The sequence below is a fragment of the Lentzea sp. CA-135723 genome (assembly GCF_050936595.1).
Lineage (GTDB): Bacteria > Actinomycetota > Actinomycetes > Mycobacteriales > Pseudonocardiaceae > Lentzea.
On record NZ_JBNJMK010000001.1, the window covers coordinates 4,502,724 to 4,519,477 of the forward strand.

Here is a 16,754-nt window from a genome sequence, read left to right on the forward strand (position 1 = left end):
GCTCATTCCTCGATCGGCTCCAGTTCCACGCGGCGACTCAGCTCCCGCACGGCGTCGCCGCTGCCGCTGCCCAGGCCGTGCCGGGTCACGTTCACCGCTCCGGCGGCGGCGCCGAGCTTCACCGCGTCCGTCAACGACATACCCAGTGCGAGGCCCGCCGAAATCCCCGCGGTCATCGAGTCACCGGCGCCGCGCGTGTCGACGGGCTCCAGCTTCGGCATCCGCACGAGGTAGAGCCGGTCTTCGAGCAGCGCCAACGCCGGTTCGTCGGCACGGGACACCACCACGCCGTGCACGCACGAGGAAGCGATCTCGCGGGCCTTTTCGACGAGCTTGGCCAGGTCCTCCTCCCCCAGTTCCTCGTGGGAGACCTTCACGACGTGCGGGCCGCCGCGGACGGCCTCTGCCAGCCGTTCGCCGGCCAGGTCGACGATCACGCGGCAGCCGTTCGAGGTCAGGTCGGAGGTGAGCCGGAAGTACGTCTCGTGGGGCAGCACGCGGTCGTCGGACGGCCCGCTCAGCACCGCCGTACCGGCCCGCATGCCCTCCACCAGGGCGAGCTCGTAGACGTCGTCCAGCTCGTGCCGGGACAACGCGTCGGGCAGCATCTCGACCATCTCGGACCGGCTGCCGTCGCGGCGGTCGTGCACGTAGGCGCCGTTGCGGGCGGCGACCAGACGTGACTTCAGCTCGACGTGCTCGCCTTCCAGCAACGTGTGCAGCACACGGCCGGTCTCGCCGCCGAACGTCGCGCACACGACGGCCTCGACGCCCAGCGCGGCGATCATCCTGGACTGCCAGAAACCCTGGCCGCCGGCGTGCAGGTGCACGTCCGGCTCACCGTCGAGGTCCTCGACGGTGACGGTCAGCTGAGGGGACGGGGCAAATACGGCAACTCGGTCATCCACGACTTTCTGGTACCCGGTGCGGGCGGAGTTCACCCGCACCGGATCACTCAGGAATCAGCAGGCGCCGCCATCACGCCAGACGCCCCACTGGCCGGTGGTGCCGGGCTCCTCGCCCCGCGTCCACCACTGCGCGGTCCACTTCTTGCTGTTGTGCGTCACGACGTTGCCGCCGGTGTAGACCTTGTCGCGCTCCCACGCCGGCTGCGTGCACGGGCCGGGCCCGGGGCCGCCGCCGGTGTCCCACGGGACCTGCGTGGACTTGTAGAAGTTGATGCCCATGGTGGTCCAGCGCGGCCCCTGGGCGCCCAGCCTGACCTTGAACTGGTCCCAGTTGTGCGTCGACCACGGCGACCAGCCCAGTTCGGCGATGGCGCCGAGCCTCGGGAACGCCATGAACTCGATGTCCTTGCCCGTCACCAGCGTCTCGCTCCACAGTGGAGCTTCGACGCCGCGGACGGCGGACTCGGGCACCCCGCTCACGTGCGTGCCGGGGTTCCAGTCGTAGGCGGTCTGGACCTCGATCAGGCCCGCCCAGGACAGGCCCAACGGCGTGCTGGAGTTGTACTTCATGTCCAGGTACGCCTTGTTCGCGGGCGACATGATGACCTTGTGGCCGCGCGCCGCCGCTGCCTGCACCACGGCGTTGGACGTCGAGGTGCCCCAGTACTGCGGCATCGCGGTGGTGTCGGTCGTCGTCTTCACGAACTCGTGCCAGCCGAGCGCGGTCTTGCCGTACTTCTTCACGAGCGGCAGCGTGCGGTCCATGAACGTCTGGTAGTCCGCGTCGGGCGTCGAGTGCGCCTCGTCGCCGCCGATGTGGAAGTACGGACCGGGCGTGAGCGCGGCGATCTCGCGGATCACGTCCTCGACGAACGTGTAGGTGATCTCCTTGCTCACGCACAGCGAGGAGTAGCCGACCTCGATGTCCGTGCGCAGCGGCGGGGCCTGGCCGTTGCAGTTGAGCTCCGCGTACGACGCCAGCGCGGCGTTGGTGTGGCCGGGCAGGTCGATCTCGGGGATCACGGTGATCTTGCGCGACGCCGCGTACTGCACGATCTCGCTGTACTGCGCCTTCGTGTAGTAACCGCCGGGGCCGCCGCCGACCTGCGTGCTGCCGCCGTACGTGGCGAGCCGCGGCCAGCTGTCGATGACGATCCGCCAGCCCTGGTCGTCACTCAGGTGCAGGTGGAAGTAGTTGATCTTGTAGAGCGCCAGCTGGTCGATGTAGCGCTTGACCGTCGAGACCGGGTGGAAGTGGCGGGCCACGTCGAGCATCGCGCCGCGGTAGGAGAACCGCGGGTAGTCGACGATCAGGGTGCCCGGCACGGTCCACGGCCCGGCCTGCGCGGTCGTGGCCTCCACCTTGGCGGGCAACAGCTGCCGCAGCGTCTGCACGCCGGCGAACAGGCCTTCCGAGGTGTTGGCGCGCAGGACGATGCCGCCCGCCGCCACGTCGAGCTGGTAGCCCTGCTGGCCGACGGTGCCCGGCGCGCCGGAGAGCAGCAGCGAGATGCCGTCGGACGGCGTGCCGGTCGTGTCGGACACCGGCAGCGCGAAGCCGGTCGAGGGCCGCAGCAGACCGGCCAGGAAGGTGCCGGCGTCCCGTGCGGCCGGAGCGGTGTAGATCTTCGTGCCGGCCGTCAGGGTGTGCGTGACACCGGAGCGGGCCTGTACCGAGACCGGGACGGGCACCAGGCTGTTCAGTGGTTCTGCGGCTTGCGACTGCGCGCTCACGGACAGCGCCGCTGTGACAGCGATGACCGCGGCGAGAACGCGAGTTCTCACGACTCCTCCTCACGAGTCGGGGGCGGCGACCCTGCTCCCAGCGTGCTCAAACATCCCTTTTGTCGTCAATGGTCTGGGCCAATTCTTTGTTCGGGACCTGCTCGAATGCGGCCTTCCGCGCGGCTCGGCGCAGCGTCCGGAGCAGCACAGGTCCAGTCACCGCAACGAGAACGGCGGTGGTCACGGCCCGCATGAGGTCCCAGCCGAGCGAGGTGGCGAGCGTGAACGCGGCCAGCCTGAGGAGGTTGGTGCCCGGAGAGGAGGTCGGATCGAAGCTGACGGACGTGCCCTCGCCGACGGCGAACGGCCAGAACGACAGGTTGAGCAGGAACCCGTAGACGAGGCTGCTGGCGACGCCGTACGCCGCGAGCAGGGCGATCTCGGCCTTCCCACGCCACTGCGGCAGCAGTCCGGCGCCGAGCGCGACCCAGGCGGCGCCGAGCATCTGGTACGGCAGCCACGGCCCGACGCCGCCGGTGAGCAGGGCCGACGCGAAGAGCGTGGTGTTGCCGAGCACGAACCCGAAGCCAGGCCCGAAGACGCGGCCGCCCAGCACCATCAGGAAGAACACCGTCTCGATGCCCGCTGTGCCCGGCCCGAGCGGGCGGATCGCGGCGCCGAGCGCGGACAGCACGCCGAGCATCGCGATCGCCTTGGAGTCCATGCCCTTGTCGCTCAGCTCGGCCAGCACGACGGCCAGCACCAGGGGCAGCAGGAGCGCGAACGTCCACGGGGCGTCGCCGCCTCCGGCGATGTCGCTGTCCGGGGTGACGATCAACGGCCAGGTGAACGCGGCCAGCCCGATCACGCTCGCGATCGTGAGCGCGAAGGCCGACCGCTTCCTGATCGCGATCACAGGGCGGCCTCGACGTCGGCGACCGTCAGCCACGGGCCGAGGATCTTGCTGACCTGCGGGGCGAAGATCGGCGACGACGTCACGACCTCCCTGGCCGGGCCGTCCGCCACGACCTCGCCCTCGGCCATGACCGTGACGCGGGTGGCGAACTCGGCGACGAACTCGACGTCGTGCGTGGCCAGGACAACCGCGCTGTCGAGGGCCTTGAGGGTGCGCGCCAGGGCCGCCTTGGCCGGGTAGTCGAGGCCTCGGGTCGGTTCGTCGAGCAGCAGCACGTCCGGCGCGCCGGTGAGCATGACGGCGAGCACGAGCGCGAGCCGCTGGCCTTCGGAGAGGTCTCGCGGATGGACGTCCGGGTCGAGCGTGGCGAGGCCGTCGAGGAGCTTGCGGCAGGTGCCTTCCGGGTTGCCGGTCTCCTGGTCCGCCTGGGCGCACTCCTGGGCGACGGTCTCCAGGTACAGCAGGTCCGAGGGTTGTTGCGGCACAAGGGCGACGGTCTTGCGCCGTGCCGCCGGCTTCAGGGTCCTGGGGTCGACGTCGTGGACGGTAACCGTGCCCGCGGTGCGCCTGCCGCTGCCCTGGACGGCCCAGAGCAGCGACGACTTGCCGGAGCCGTTGCGGCCCATGAGCGCGACCCGTTCCCCCGCGCCGACGACGAGGGTGACGTTGCGGACGGCCTGGACTTCTCCGTACCGGACCACGACATCGCGTGCCGCCAGGATGGTTTCGGTGGTCCGCATGGCTTCGGTGGCCGGTTCGGCGAGGCGGGCGCGCAGCGGTGCGGCGCGGCGGCGGGCGTCGCGGACCGACACGGGGATCGGTCGCCAGCCGGCGACCTGGGCGAGCCGGACGACGGGCGGCGCGACGGGTGCCTCGGCGAGGACCTCGCCGACCTCGCCGACGACTCCCCGTGGCAACAGCAGTGCCCGGTCCGCGTACTGCGCGACCCGTTCGAGGCGGTGTTCGGCGATCACGACGGTCATCCCGAGGTCGTGCACGAGTCGTTGCACGGCAGCGAGAACGTCCTCGGCGGCGCCGGGGTCGAGCGCCGACGTCGGTTCGTCGAGGACGAGGACCTTCGGATGGGCGGTGAGCGCCGCGCCGATCGCGACCCGCTGCTGCTGGCCGCCGCTGAGCGTCGCGAGTGGACGGTCGCGGAGCTGCGCGATGCCCAGCAGGTCGAGGGTCTCCTCGACGCGCTTGCGCATGACGTCGTGCGCGAGCCCCAGCGACTCCATGGAGTAGGCGAGCTCGTCCTCGACGTTGTCCGCGACGAACCCGGCCAGCGGGTCCTGGCCGACGAAGCCGACGACGTCCGCCAGCTCACGCGGCGGGTGCGTGGCGGTGTCCCGGCCGTCGACCAGCACGCGCCCGGCGAGGGTGCCGCCGCTGAAGTGGGGCACGAGGCCGTTGATGGCGCGCAGGAAGGTCGACTTGCCGCTGCCGGTGCGGCCGACGACGAGGCAGAGCTCGCCTTCCGGGATCTCCAGGGAGAGTTCCGCCAGCACGGGCCGCTCGGCGTAGGTGATGGTGACGTCCTCGAACCTGATCATTTTTCCCTCACCAACGCGACTGGCGCGAGTGCCAGCAGCACCCCGGCAGCAGGCAGGAGCGGCAGTTCCGGCGCCTGCAGCGGCACGGTCGACGGCGAGAGCGCCGGATCTCCCGAGAACACCAGCACCACCGCCCCCACGACTCCGCTCACCGCCACCCCGATCGCCGTGGCGTTCCACCGGTCCGGCCGGTACCGGGTGCGCGGCACGCGGCGGGCGCCGACCTTCAGCCCGGCGACCGCCAGCACACCACCGGCCGCGACCAACGGCCACCCGGTGTACGCGCCGGCCAGCAACCCGTACGTGCCGATGCACATCCCGAAGAGCCCGGCCAGCACCAACGCCCCGGTGAGCGTCCGGTCCCGGCGCGAGATGCCGGCCGTGCGCCCGTAGCCGCGCGAGTCCATCGAGGCGGCCAGCACCAACGACCTGTCGAGCGCGTCCTCCAGCACCGGCACCAGCATCGTGCGCACCGCCCGCACGCCTTTGGCCGTGTCGCCACGAAGCTGCCGTGCCTTGCGCACGGCCCGTGCCGACGCCACCAGCTGCGGCGCCACCGTCAACGCCACCACCACCGCCACGCTCACCTCGTACAGCGCCGCCGGCAACGACCGCAGCAGGCGCTTGGGGTTGGCGAGGGCGTTGGCGGCGCCGACGCAGCCGAGGATCGTCGCGAGCAACAACCCCTGGTACAGCGCGAAGACCAGGCCCTCCGCGCTGACCGGGCCGCCGACGCGGATGCCCTGGGCCCAGTCGGGCAGCGGGACCTGCGGCAGCGTGAACAGGACGGTCGGGCCCGTGACGCCGCCGAGCAGCGCGTGCACGAGCACCCTGATGCCGATGATCAGCAGGCCGAACTTGAGGAACACGCCGTAGGTGCCGGCCCACGGCGTGTTGGCGCGGCACGTCACGACGACCACGCCCGCCACGGCCAGGACCAGGCCCAGCAGCAAGGGGTTGGTGGTGCGGCTGGCGGCGGTGGCGAGGCCGAGGGCCCACAACCACCAGGCGCCGGAGTGCAGCCTCACGCCACGCTCACCACGCACCATCGCGACCGCGCACGGGCAGCAGCCTCACGCCGCCACCGCGCGCCGGGCAGCAGCCTCATTCCTCTTCCACCGCGCGCCGACGCCGCGCCACGACCAGCCCCACCCCGGCGAGCGCGGCGATCACCAGCACACCCAGCAGCGTCCACGACCAGCCGAGGCCCGACTTCTCCTCCAGGGCCTTCTCCTCCACCGGCCGCACGGTCTCCACCGCGACCGACGTCGACGACTCCCCTGTCACCGCTGCCGAAGACGACGCGACCGACGAAGGCGGCGCCGTCGCGGACGTTGTCGTGGAAGGCGCGGTGGTCGTGGTCACCGCCGGCGGTTGCTGCGCAGGCGGTTGTTGTGCGGGAGGCTGTTGCACCGGTGGTGGAGGCGGGGGTGGCGCCGGTGCGGCCGGCGGGGCGATGCCGGGTTGTTCGCCGGCTCCGAACGCCCACCCCTGCACGGTGCCGCGCGCCGGGACGTAGGTCGCCGCCCCCTGGTTGCTGTAGGTCCACGAGCCGCCGGCCGGTGCGTGCCAGTACGACCAGTAGGCCGTGGCGGGCGGGGTGTTGACGCACTTGTCGGAGTCCGTGCCCGGCTTTCCGTTGATGCGGCAGACGAAACCCTGCTGCCGTTGCGCGTAGGTGTAGCCGAAGCCGGCCGCGGTCAGTGCGGCGATGCCGGACGACGGGCTGCCTGGCGCGCAGCCCTGCTGCACGCCGCCGCCCAGCCCCCGGTAGTCCACGACGACGGTCACGCCGTCGCAGCCCGCCGCGTGCGCCGGCACCGGTGCGAACGCCGCTACCAGTGCCAGCGCGAGGAAGAACCGTTTCACGGGGCGGTGCTCGGGGCGGTGCCGGCGCCGAACGCCCAGCCCTCGACCGTGCCGGGAGCCGGGTCGTAGCTGCCGGCGCCCGAGGTGCTGTAGGTCCAGCTGTCGCCGGGGGTGGCGTGCCAGTACGACCAGTACGCGCTGGTCGTGGGCGCGGTGCACGGATTCGGCAGCGAGTTGATCCGGCACACGAAGCCGGGCTGGCGCGGCACGAACGAGTAGGTGAAGCCCGCGCCGGTCAGCGCGGCGAGGCCGGTCGCCGGGTCGCCTGCGGCGCAGCCCGTCTGGGCGCCACCACCCAGGGCGGCGAAGTCCACCACGACCTTGACGCCCGCGCACGGGGCGGCGGAGGCCGGGGACGCGACGACTAACGTGCTCGCGAGCAGGGCGAGGACAGCAAGCATGCGGCGCATCACGCACCAACCTTCCGACGACGGGAGACGAACAGCAGGGCGGCACCGGCGAGCACGGCGAACGAACCGAACAGCGTCAGCGGCACGGCCTGGTCGGGCCCGGTGACGGCGAGCGGCGGATCCACCGGCGCCTCGGGCCCGGCCGGAGCAGGCACCGGGGAGACCGGCGGCGCCGAAGACGAAGGAGGCGTGACAGCGCAGTCGATCGCGGGGACGCCGGGCGTGGCGGACGCCGCCGACACGTCCGCGAGGCTGACCCGCGCGAGACCCAGCATCGCCTGCGTGGTCGCCCGGATCGCCGGGTACAGCTCGAACCCGGCCGCGTCGTAGGCGACGCCACCGCGTTGCGCGTCCGGCCCGGAACACCCGACCTGCAACGACTTCAGGTACGCGACGGCCTTGTCCGCGGCGGCACCGCGTTCACCCGCGACGAGCGCGCCGACCGCGAGGCCCGTGCTGTTGGCGTTGGACCCCGCCGTCGCCGCCGGAAAGCCACCGTCGGCCTGCTGCTGCCCGACGAGCCACGTCAGCGCTTTGGGCGCCGCCGACTTCTCCCCCGCCGCCAGCAACGCCTGGAGCACCATCGCCGTACCGTCCACATCGGACTTGCAGGTCGCCTGCCCGAACGCGATCGGGAACCCGCCGTCCGGGCACTGCGTGGAGACCTGGTACGCCAACGGCTTCTCGAACGACTCGCCGGCCCGCTTCAGCACGATGATCGCCAACGCCTGCGTGAACGCGTTGGTCTGGTCCCACTCGGGATCGGTCCTGTCGCGGAATCGCCCGGACTCCTCCTGCAACGGCCCGAGCCGCTCCAGCAGGTCGACGCCCGCGAAGGAGTGCGGATCGGTGCCGAGCGTCTGCGCCACCAGCGCGAGCTTCACCAGCCCGCCGACGTACGACTCCGCGTCACCGTCGCCGACCAGCGCGAGCATCTGGTCGGGCTCCCCGAGCCACGCCGCCGCCTGCGCGGCCGTCGACCTGCCCACCCCGGCGGCCGCCAGCGCGTACACGCCGTCCGCGGTCAGCCCTGGATCGACGAGGTCAGGCCCCTTGAGCAGGTGGGAACCGCCGACGAACTGAGCGGCCAGCCACGTGCCGGCCGACGGCGTCTCCGCCGCCCGCGCCTGCGGTGTCACCACGAGCGCTGCCGCCACCACGGCGGCCAACGCCGATCTCCTGATCACTGCGCCTCCCCTAGCCCGCTGTCCTCGACGGGTCCTTGGAGCCACCACACGCCACGGGCAGTCGGACTATCACCGTTGCGGGTCAGTGCCGGAGTTGCACCGGCTTCCCCCGCGGCGTGCGGATGCTGTTGTCAACCATGGATCGTGCGGGAGGGATCAGACGTAGTCAAATGGCTGTGAGCTGGACCATTGATCACCGCACCACCACAATCGTGGGCATGGGGGACTTTCAGAAACTGATCGAAGACGCCGTGCCGTCGCTGGAGACCTTGATTCCAGCCGACCCGGCCGCGCTCATCGGCCGCTACACCACCCGCAGACCCGAGCACGTCGGCCATCCCGGTGCCACGGTCGTGCAGCAGGCGCTGGAACGGTTCCCGAGCCTGCCCGCCGAACGGCTGCTGGGCGCGCTGGAACTCGCGGTCGCGAAGCTCGACCTGGTCGCGCCCGCCGACACGATCGCCGGCCTTGCACCACCGCACGACGGCGCCTTCGGCTTCCTGACCATCGAGGGGCAGAGCGCTCTGTCCTCGCCGACGAGGCTCGTGCTGGCGCTGCACCACGGCATCAGTGACCTGGTCATCCGGCACGTGCGCGCGGCCGTGCCCGACCAGAGCGGCCTCACCGGCGACGAGGAACAGATCGTCGTCCAGCGCGGCCGGGCCCACCTGGCCACGGCCGTGGTGGTGGCGCGGGCGATCCTCAACGCCGTCGGCACCCCGTTCGCGAAGGACCCGGTGGCGGCCATCGGGTTCGGCATCGCGGCGACCGCCGAGATCATCCCGGACGTGCCGATGCCGGACGCGTACACCCGTGCGTTGCTGGAGAAGCGGCGCCGTGAGTACATCGGGATGTCCTGGCCCACCAAGGCGACCGTGTCGAACCACCAGTTCGTGCTCGCCGAGGAACCCTGCGAGGCGACGGACTTCAGCGCCACCGGGCTCGCCACGCCCGTCGAGACCGGGTTCGCCGTGCGCACCGGCATCGAGGAGGGCGTGGTCGACGTGTCGGTGCGGGCGCTGATGCAACCGCCGGAGCCGCAGGACCTGGAGGACTGGGACGAGGTCGTCGAGATCAGCTACACCGCGGTCGACGGAGACGCGAAGCTCGGTCACGGGCACACCGCGCCGTGGCCGGGAGAGTTCCGCGCCAGGGTCTGCGCGAACGGCAGGGACGAGGACGAGGAGCACTACGAGCTCACGATCTGGCAGGCGCCGCACCAGGAACCGGCGCTGCTCAAGACGACCGACCGCGTCGGGCACCTGCTGCGGGGCGAACCGCTCCCACCGCCGATTCCGAGGCCCGAGAAGGAACTCCGGTGGCTGGAGGACGCGCTCGGCGAGGCCGCCACCGTCACGATCGTCACCGGGCTCGGCGTGGACGACGTGGCGCACCACTTCGAGGACGACTCGATCGCGGTCGAGATCGGCGGCGGCGTGCTGGTCATCGAGTTCAACAACTACCTGGGATCGGGCGAGCACCTGCTGGAACACCTGTCCCGCAACGGGAAGGCCGCCAGCCACTTCTGGAACATCAACGCGCTCACGAGGTTGTCGTTCGCCCGCGACGGCCGCCTGCTGGGCGCGTGCGAGGCGATCGGCGAGACCGACTTCGGTGACGACCCCGAGGTGCTGGAAGCGTTGCGGGACATCAGCTTCACGGACCTGCGGCACATCGACTCCAAGGGGATCACGGCGGCGGTGAGGTTCACCGGCACCGCGATCCCCGAGGCGGACGTCCGCCTGGCGCTCCAGGAGCTGCATCAGTAGCTCGGCAGGCTGAGGCTGTTGACGACGGCGGCGAACTCCTCCGTGGGCGCGCCGCCGTTGATCTGGTTCTTCAGCGCCATCTCCTGGTTCGCGAGCACGTACGGCCGCAGGATCTCCTCGTAGCGGGCGAACGCGGTCGACGGGTTCAGCGCGAGCTCGTGGGCGAGCACGTACGCGCCGACCAGCGCCATGCTGGTGCCCTGCCCGGACAGCGGCGACCCGCAGTACCCGGCGTCACCGAGCAGCACGACGCGCCCGGTGGACCACGACTCCATCCGGATCTGGCTCATCGAGTCGAAGTGGAAGTCCGGCGCCTCCCACATGTGCTTGACCGCGGTCGGCCACACCCAGCCGGCACCCTCGAACTTCTCGGCCAGCAACGCGCGCTGGGCGTCGACGTCGCGGTAGTCGAAGTCCACCTCGCCGTTGAAACCCATGTACACGCGGCATTCCGAGTTCGAGCGGGCGCTCATGATGCCGCCACCGACGACCTCGCCCTGCTGGAACGTCTGCCAGTGGTCGAGGCCGAGGAAGTTCGGCGCGGTGAAGACGGCGAGGTTCAGGCCGAGGTGCGTGATGAAGTCCGACTCGGGGCCGAACGCGAGCCGCCGGACGTTGGAGTGCAGGCCGTCCGCGCCGACGATCACGTCGAAGTCGCGCGGCGCCGCCTTCTCGAACGTCACGCGGGTGCCGTCGATCGAGGTGATGCTGTCGTCGAACAGGTACTCCACGCCCTCGGCGGCGTCGAACAGCATCCGGGCGAGGTCGTCGCGCAGCAGCTCGACGTCGGGGCTCGACAGGTCGCCGCCGCTCAGGGTGTGCGTGGTGGAGCTGAACAGCTCGTTGCCGTCCGCGCCCACGACGTTCATGCCGCGCATGTTGGTGCTGAACGACCGCAGCCGGTCGCCGAGGCCCATGCGCTCGACGACCTCCAGCGCCGGGCCGCGCACGTCGATGGCCTGGCCGCCGGGCCGCATCCCCCGGTACCGCTCGACCACGGTGACGTCGAACCCGTGCTCGCGCAGCCAGTACGCGAGGGCGGGTCCGCCGATGCTGGCGCCGGAGATCAGGACGTTCTTCATGGTGTTCCCCCTGTGAGTCGGTGTGCGCTCACAAGGTGCCGACCAGCGCTGACCGTCCGCTGACCATCGGCCGTCAGCGGTGGACAGCGACCCGCAGGGCCGACGTGCCGAGGCCGGACGGTCCCCGGTGGAACACCGGGTGCCCGCCGGTGTCGTCGTAGCGGCTGGTCTCCTGGTGCCAGTGGATGATCCCGACGATCCAGTCCTTCAGCTCGTCGGCGTACCGGGTCAGCCCCGACCGCGCCGCCGGGTCGAGCCGAAGATCGTCGAACAGCCGCGGCAGGTCGATCTCCACGGACCTGACGAACTGGTCCAGCCGGGCGTCCATCAACGCGTAGGTGATCTCGAAAGCCCGTGCCTGGGGAACGCCGAGGAAGTTCTCGACCACCCTCACGATGTTGTGCACTTCGCCCTCGTGCTGAATCTCCTTCGAGTAGGAGAAGACGTCGTTCAGCATGGTGCAGTAATCCATCGCCGACCGTTCCGCGGTCTGCACGACCCGCGTCTCCCACAGCTCCGCCGGCACCGTCGCGGAATGCGAGAAGCGCGACAGCGAGGTCGTCAGCTCGGAACCGAACGTGCTGCGCCGCATTTCCACGTAGTCGATCGGATCGGGGATGCGGTTGAAGTGCATGTTGATCACTTCCCACACCCACGCGTCGAGCATCGCGTCGACGGTCTCGCGGAACGTGGCCCGGAACCCCGAGGTCATCGGGCCCGCGGTCCGCTGCCAGAGATCGGCGAGAGACAGCTCCATCGCGTTCGCGGGAACGACGACGGGCACCAGGTCCAGCGGCATGCAGGCCTTCAACCGCGCCGTCTGCGCTTTCACGCCGGCGAGGTTGCGGCTGGTGCCGTACCAGAGGGGGTAGACGTCGTCGGCGTACGTGCCCCAGGTGAGCCAGCAGCCGGACAGGAACAGCTCCTGCGGCGTCGCGTCCGGGTCGATGCCCGCCGAGCACAACGGGAAGTCGTACCCGCGGATCTTGGCCTCGGTCCAGACGCCCTCGCTGGTCATGCCGTGTTCGACGGCCCACGCCACGACCTCGTCGCGGGCCTGGTCGAGGTGTGGCGCGAGGGTCAGCGGGAACGGCACCTCGAAGCGGGGCACCGTGTACGGCTCGACGACCTTCGGCGTGCTGGAGAACTGCTTCAGCCGTTGCGGCAACGTCCTCGCGAACGACCCGGGCACGCCGGGCTGCGGCCGAGGGGCGGCGTTCATGTAGCGGGACGACCGGAGGTGCCACTCGTGCCCGCCCGCCTGCCAGTCCTGCAGTCCCTTCACGTAGCCGAGCACGGCCGCGCGCCCGATGGGGTCGATCGCGCGCTCGTCGAGCAGCAGAGGCACCTCCGTGAGCGCCGTGTGCTCGAACTGGTGCAGCCGGGACGTCAGCAGGTCGTTGACGGCGTCCGCGGCCTGCTGGGTGGGCAGGCCGAGGAACTTCTCGAACACCAGCACGCCGTTGGACAGCTCGCCCTCGTCGCACACCTCGCGTTCGTAGGAGAACAGGTCGTTGCGCAGGTGCACGGCGTCGCTGAAGGTGTCGCGGAGTACCCCGATCGGCCGTGAGCCGGCGATCGAGGCCGGCACCTCGAGGCCCACCGCGTGCTCGACGAGGTTCGCGCTCCACGGCGCGCCGCCGACCTTGCGCCGCATCTCGACGTACTCGACGGGGTTGGCGAGGCGCTTCGAGCTGATGTTGTGCAGCTCCCACATCGACTCGTCCAGCAGGTGCTTCGTGTTGGCGGCGAACCGCTCGCGCCAGTCGAGCGAGTGCCTGCCGACCGTGCGGCGCCAGAGGTCCGCGAGGCCCTTCTCGACGGGGTTCTCCGGGGTGGCCGTGACGACGCCGTTGACGGGCATGAACAACGGCAACCGGTCGAGGTGGGCCTGTGCCCCGGCGATGTCGGGGCTGCGCTTGTACAGCTCGACGAAGTGGTCGTCGAAGTAGAAGACCCACACGTACCAGTCGGCGATCAGGTCGAGCGTCTCCCCGTCGCAGTCGGGGTGCGTGTAGGCGCAGAGCAACGCGTAGTCGTGCGCCTCCAGGTCCTCGGCGCTCCAGACGACCGTCCCGTGCTGCGGCACGTCGATCATGTCCATCTCGCGCGCCCACGCCCTGGTGTGGCTGCGGGCGCGGTCGAGGTTCGGGTTCAGCCTGGCCGGGTGGGGCGTGTAGAACTCCGGCAGCTGGAACGGCTGCATGTGCGTTGGACCTCCGCGCGTCGGGCTGGACGCACTGCACGCAACCAGCCCGGCGCACGGGGGCGCCAGATGGTGACACCTTGATCCACACGAGCGTGGATCAAGCTCGCCCGTTCAGCCCAGCGGGGCTCAGCGCACCAGTGACTGGGCGCTCAGCTTCACCGGGAACGGGAACTGCAGTTCGATGATCTCCTCGCCGTCGGAACGGCCCTGTTCGACGTACAGGCCGTTCTCGAGGTGCAGGCACCGCAGCCACGGCTTGTCGTAGTCGATCATCCAGTAGTTCGCACAGCCGACTTCCTGGAACTTCGCCCGCTTGAGTTCGAGGTCGACGTGTCGCGTCCTGGGCGACAGGACCTCGACCGCCAGCACCGGCGGTCCGATGAGCGCTTGTTTCGAGAACTGCTCACGCCTGCCCACGACCAGGTCGGGGATGAAGACCGTGTCGTCGGCGAGCACGACGTCGACCGGAGCCGGGAGGACCTCCAGCTCCGGTGGGCAGGCAGCGGTCAGTGCCACCAGCAGGCGGGCAACGACCCGCTGGTGCACGGGGCGGGGTGAGGGGCTCATGACGAGCACCCCGTCGACGAGTTCGAAACGGTGCCCATCATCAGGCATCGCCTCCAAGTCCGCCCACGTCAGCGGTCTGCCGTGGGGAAATGTCGGGACACCACCCATGGTGCGTTCCACCCCCGTGTCGAGGCCACTGTCCGCCGGACGGGTCCCGGCGATGCCATTAGACAAGACTGGTCCGATTCTCACGACTCGCAAGCCCCTTTTGGCCGCCTCAACACCACTGCACGCACACGTCCACGTCAACACCGTCCCGCAGGGTGAGCGGCGAATGGTCCTGCCGTGGAGTGCATCACCCGGTCGGAGCAGCGTGATGGTTTCAATCGAACAAGTGGCTAATTTTTGATCAATTTTTGGGCGATTTTCGATAACGTCATCCACCCTGCCAATTGCTCGCGAATGCGACCCTAACGGAATCTTACGGGGGAGCCAAGCACTCGGTTGGAGCAATAGCTCACACGAAGCTCACTTCCGCAAGATCAAAAAAGGTCGCACCCATTTCCGGAGTACCCGGCTTCAGCCGTTCTCACTCTCGCACAACGACCTCGCGTACGCGTGCAGGAGGTCCGGAACCCGGAACCGGCCGCGGCCGTGCGCCTCGATCAGGCTCGCGCTCTCCAACGACGACAGCAGACCGCGCGCGTCGTCCACACCCACCAGACCGGACGCGACGTGCGCGGTGAAGTCGTTGCCGGGCAACGATCCCAGCCGCCGGAAGAGCCTCGCCGCTGCTTCCGGGAGCGCTCGCACCGACCGTTCGAACGCGCCCGTCACCGCCGCGCGCCGGTCGCCGTTGATCGTGAGCAGCGCCAGCCGGTCGCCGCGCGCGAGATCCGTTGCGGCGTCGGCGATCCGATCAGGACCGAGGTTCGCGACGGCGATGCGGATCGCGAGCGGCAGGTACCCGCACGCGGCCGCGAGACCGGCGACGGCGTCCGGTTCTCCCCCGGCGATCCTGGTGATCAACGCGTGCGCCTCGTCCGCCGGCAGCGGGCCGAGGCCGACCGGGTGGGCGTCGTCGAGGGCGACGAGCCCGCGCAGGTGGTTGCGGCTCGTGACGACCACCGCGCACCCCGGCGTGCCCGGCAGCAACGGCCTGACCTGGTCCTCGCTCGCCGCGTCGTCCAGCACGAGCAGCACCCGGCGGTCCGCGAGGACGGACCGGAAGAGCCCGGCCCGTTCACCGGGGTCGACGGGGATCCTGGGCGCGCCGAGCGCGCGCAGGCACTGGGCCAGCGCGTCCGCCGCCGTCGTGGCCGGACCGTCGTCGTGCGCCCGCAGGTCCACGTAGAGCTGGCCGTCGGGGAACCTGTCCCGCACCCGGTGCGCCCAGTGCACGGCCAGCGCCGTCTTGCCCACGCCGGGCCCGCCGGTGACGACCGCGAACGCGCACGCGTCCAGTTCGTCCACAGAGGACTGGCGGCCGGTGAACGCGGCCGGGCCCGCCGGCAGCTGCGCGGGCGCGTCCGGCGCGGGCGAACGGCGCCGGATCAGGATCGCCTGGTGCGCCTTGCGCAGGCCGTGCCCCGGTTCGACGCCGGGGCCGCTCGCGAGCAGCCGGCGCGTCCGGTCGTAGAGCTCCAGCGCGTCGGCCTGCCGGTCGGACCGGTGCAGCGCCGTCATCAGCTGCTCGACGAGCTGTTCGCGCAACGGGTTCGCGGCCACGAGCGCGGACAGGTCGGTGAGCACCTGCGCGTGTTGCCCGAGTTCGAGCTGCAAGGCGAAGCACTGCTGCGCCACCGCGATCCGGCGTTCGTCGAGCCGTTCCGCGTCGGCCCGCAGCGCCCTGCTCGCGAGCCCCTCCATCGCGGGCCCGCGCCACAACCCCAGTGCCGTCCGCAGCACCCGCACGGCCTCCGCGGGCTCGGCGTCCTGCGCCGCGGCCACGTGCCGTTCGAACGTCACCACGTCGAGCCCAGCCGACCCGAGCACGAGCCGGTAGCCGGCCCCGTCCGTGGCGATCGCGGCCGGCGACCCGAGCACCACCCGCAGGTCGCCGACGGACTTCTGGATCTGGTGCTTGGCCGTGGAGGGCGGCTCGCCGTCCCACACGACGTCGACGAGGTGCGTCAGCGGCACCACGCGGTCGGGCGCGAGCAGCAACGCGGCGAGCACCTTCTGCCCGCGCACGCCACCGAGGTCGAGCCGCACCGCGCCGTCACGAGCCTCCACCGGCCCCAGAATCCCGAAGTCCACGGGCGGCCACGGTAGGGCAGCTTTCCGGGCTCACCGGCCTCGCGGGGAGCGTTCCCGGTCGTTTCCGAGCATCGCGGGCCGTCTCCGGAATTCGGCCGTGTGCTCGCGGTGGGGACGAGGTGTGGGCGGCGTTCCCGACCCTCGGTGGTGTTCACCACCGAGGGGAGCTCGAGATGCGCAGGACCGGGGACAGGGTCGGGCAGTGGGTGGCGTTCGCCGTGCTGGCGGCGGCCGTGCTCACGCTGGTGGTGCTGGGGCTGACGCTCTAGGGCCTGTGCCGGAGTCTGGTCCGATGAGAGTCGAGCCTGAGGTGGTTCCTGGTGGTGCGGCCGGGCTGCCCGCGTACCGGTGTTGTACGTG

13 protein-coding genes and 1 riboswitch are annotated in these 16,754 nt (G+C 70.8%); of the genes, 1 reads left to right on the forward strand and 12 read right to left on the reverse strand.

The features are described 5' to 3' along the window. Window positions 1–2: 2 nt before the first annotated feature. The 8 genes from ACQEU1_RS20225 to ACQEU1_RS20260 form a co-directional block, all read right to left on the reverse strand. On the reverse strand, window positions 3–908 hold the full coding sequence (locus tag ACQEU1_RS20225; protein WP_433203784.1) for a 1-phosphofructokinase family hexose kinase: 906 nt from the start codon (window positions 906–908) through the stop codon (window positions 3–5). A gap of 54 nt (window positions 909–962) precedes the next feature. Next, the gene (locus ACQEU1_RS20230) at window positions 963–2,693 is read right to left on the reverse strand and encodes a family 20 glycosylhydrolase (RefSeq protein ID WP_433203787.1); all 1,731 of its coding nucleotides are present in this window, start codon (window positions 2,691–2,693) and stop codon (window positions 963–965) included. 46 nt (window positions 2,694–2,739) lie between these two features. Next, on the reverse strand, window positions 2,740–3,549 hold the full coding sequence (locus ACQEU1_RS20235; protein ID WP_433203790.1) for an ECF transporter S component: 810 nt from the start codon (window positions 3,547–3,549) through the stop codon (window positions 2,740–2,742). Continuing rightward, window positions 3,546–5,102 carry an ABC transporter ATP-binding protein gene (locus ACQEU1_RS20240; RefSeq protein ID WP_433203793.1) on the reverse strand — a complete coding sequence of 519 codons (1,557 nt, stop codon included), beginning with the start codon at window positions 5,100–5,102 and terminating at the stop codon, window positions 3,546–3,548. Before ACQEU1_RS20240 ends, ACQEU1_RS20235 begins: the two co-directional genes overlap by 4 nt. Then, window positions 5,099–6,130 (reverse strand): CbiQ family ECF transporter T component, encoded by a 1,032-nt coding sequence (locus tag ACQEU1_RS20245; protein ID WP_433203796.1) that lies wholly within the window; start codon window positions 6,128–6,130, stop codon window positions 5,099–5,101. The genes ACQEU1_RS20240 and ACQEU1_RS20245 overlap by 4 nt, the downstream gene beginning before the upstream one ends. A gap of 76 nt (window positions 6,131–6,206) precedes the next feature. After that, a complete protein-coding gene (locus tag ACQEU1_RS20250) occupies window positions 6,207–6,971 on the reverse strand; it encodes a hypothetical protein (protein WP_433203799.1) in 765 nt (254 codons plus the stop codon). Continuing rightward, window positions 6,968–7,381 carry a hypothetical protein gene (locus ACQEU1_RS20255; RefSeq protein WP_433203801.1) on the reverse strand — a complete coding sequence of 138 codons (414 nt, stop codon included), beginning with the start codon at window positions 7,379–7,381 and terminating at the stop codon, window positions 6,968–6,970. The genes ACQEU1_RS20250 and ACQEU1_RS20255 overlap by 4 nt, the downstream gene beginning before the upstream one ends. Then, on the reverse strand, window positions 7,381–8,568 hold the full coding sequence (locus ACQEU1_RS20260; protein ID WP_433203804.1) for an LPXTG cell wall anchor domain-containing protein: 1,188 nt from the start codon (window positions 8,566–8,568) through the stop codon (window positions 7,381–7,383). Before ACQEU1_RS20260 ends, ACQEU1_RS20255 begins: the two co-directional genes overlap by 1 nt. Before the next feature lie 47 nt (window positions 8,569–8,615). Continuing rightward, a riboswitch (adenosylcobalamin-variant (AdoCbl-variant) riboswitch) is annotated at window positions 8,616–8,687 on the reverse strand. Window positions 8,688–8,786: 99 nt separating this feature from the next. Between ACQEU1_RS20260 and ACQEU1_RS20265 the strand changes: the two genes are divergently transcribed. Beyond that, on the forward strand, window positions 8,787–10,337 hold the full coding sequence (locus ACQEU1_RS20265; RefSeq protein WP_433203807.1) for a DUF6461 domain-containing protein: 1,551 nt from the start codon (window positions 8,787–8,789) through the stop codon (window positions 10,335–10,337). Here the strand turns inward: ACQEU1_RS20265 and ACQEU1_RS20270 are convergent. The 4 genes from ACQEU1_RS20270 to ACQEU1_RS20285 all read right to left on the reverse strand — a co-directional run bounded on the left by ACQEU1_RS20270 (window position 10,331) and on the right by ACQEU1_RS20285 (window position 16,394). Then, window positions 10,331–11,419: an FAD-dependent monooxygenase gene (locus ACQEU1_RS20270; RefSeq protein ID WP_433203810.1), complete on the reverse strand. Its 1,089-nt coding sequence runs from the start codon at window positions 11,417–11,419 to the stop codon at window positions 10,331–10,333. The genes ACQEU1_RS20265 and ACQEU1_RS20270 overlap by 7 nt on opposite strands. 73 nt (window positions 11,420–11,492) lie before the next feature. Beyond that, window positions 11,493–13,625, reverse strand: coding sequence for a terpene synthase family protein (locus ACQEU1_RS20275; RefSeq protein ID WP_433203813.1), 2,133 nt, complete (start codon window positions 13,623–13,625; stop codon window positions 11,493–11,495). 129 nt (window positions 13,626–13,754) lie between these two features. After that, window positions 13,755–14,303 (reverse strand): Uma2 family endonuclease, encoded by a 549-nt coding sequence (locus ACQEU1_RS20280; protein ID WP_433203816.1) that lies wholly within the window; start codon window positions 14,301–14,303, stop codon window positions 13,755–13,757. 411 nt (window positions 14,304–14,714) lie between these two features. After that, window positions 14,715–16,394: a BTAD domain-containing putative transcriptional regulator gene (locus ACQEU1_RS20285; RefSeq protein WP_433203819.1), complete on the reverse strand. Its 1,680-nt coding sequence runs from the start codon at window positions 16,392–16,394 to the stop codon at window positions 14,715–14,717. Between the last annotated feature and the right edge of the window lie 360 nt (window positions 16,395–16,754).

Bases quoted from the DNA above. Each gene is read 5' to 3' on its own strand.
- ACQEU1_RS20240 (WP_433203793.1), bottom strand. From the start codon at position 5,102: ATGATCAGGTTCGAGGACGTCACCATCACCTACGCCGAGCGGCCCGTG.
- ACQEU1_RS20255 (WP_433203801.1), bottom strand. From the start codon at position 7,381: ATGCGCCGCATGCTTGCTGTCCTCGCCCTGCTCGCGAGCACGTTAGTC.
- ACQEU1_RS20265 (WP_433203807.1), top strand. From the start codon at position 8,787: ATGGGGGACTTTCAGAAACTGATCGAAGACGCCGTGCCGTCGCTGGAG.
- ACQEU1_RS20270 (WP_433203810.1), bottom strand. From the start codon at position 11,419: ATGAAGAACGTCCTGATCTCCGGCGCCAGCATCGGCGGACCCGCCCTC.
- ACQEU1_RS20275 (WP_433203813.1), bottom strand. From the start codon at position 13,625: ATGCAGCCGTTCCAGCTGCCGGAGTTCTACACGCCCCACCCGGCCAGG.
- ACQEU1_RS20280 (WP_433203816.1), bottom strand. From the start codon at position 14,303: ATGGGTGGTGTCCCGACATTTCCCCACGGCAGACCGCTGACGTGGGCG.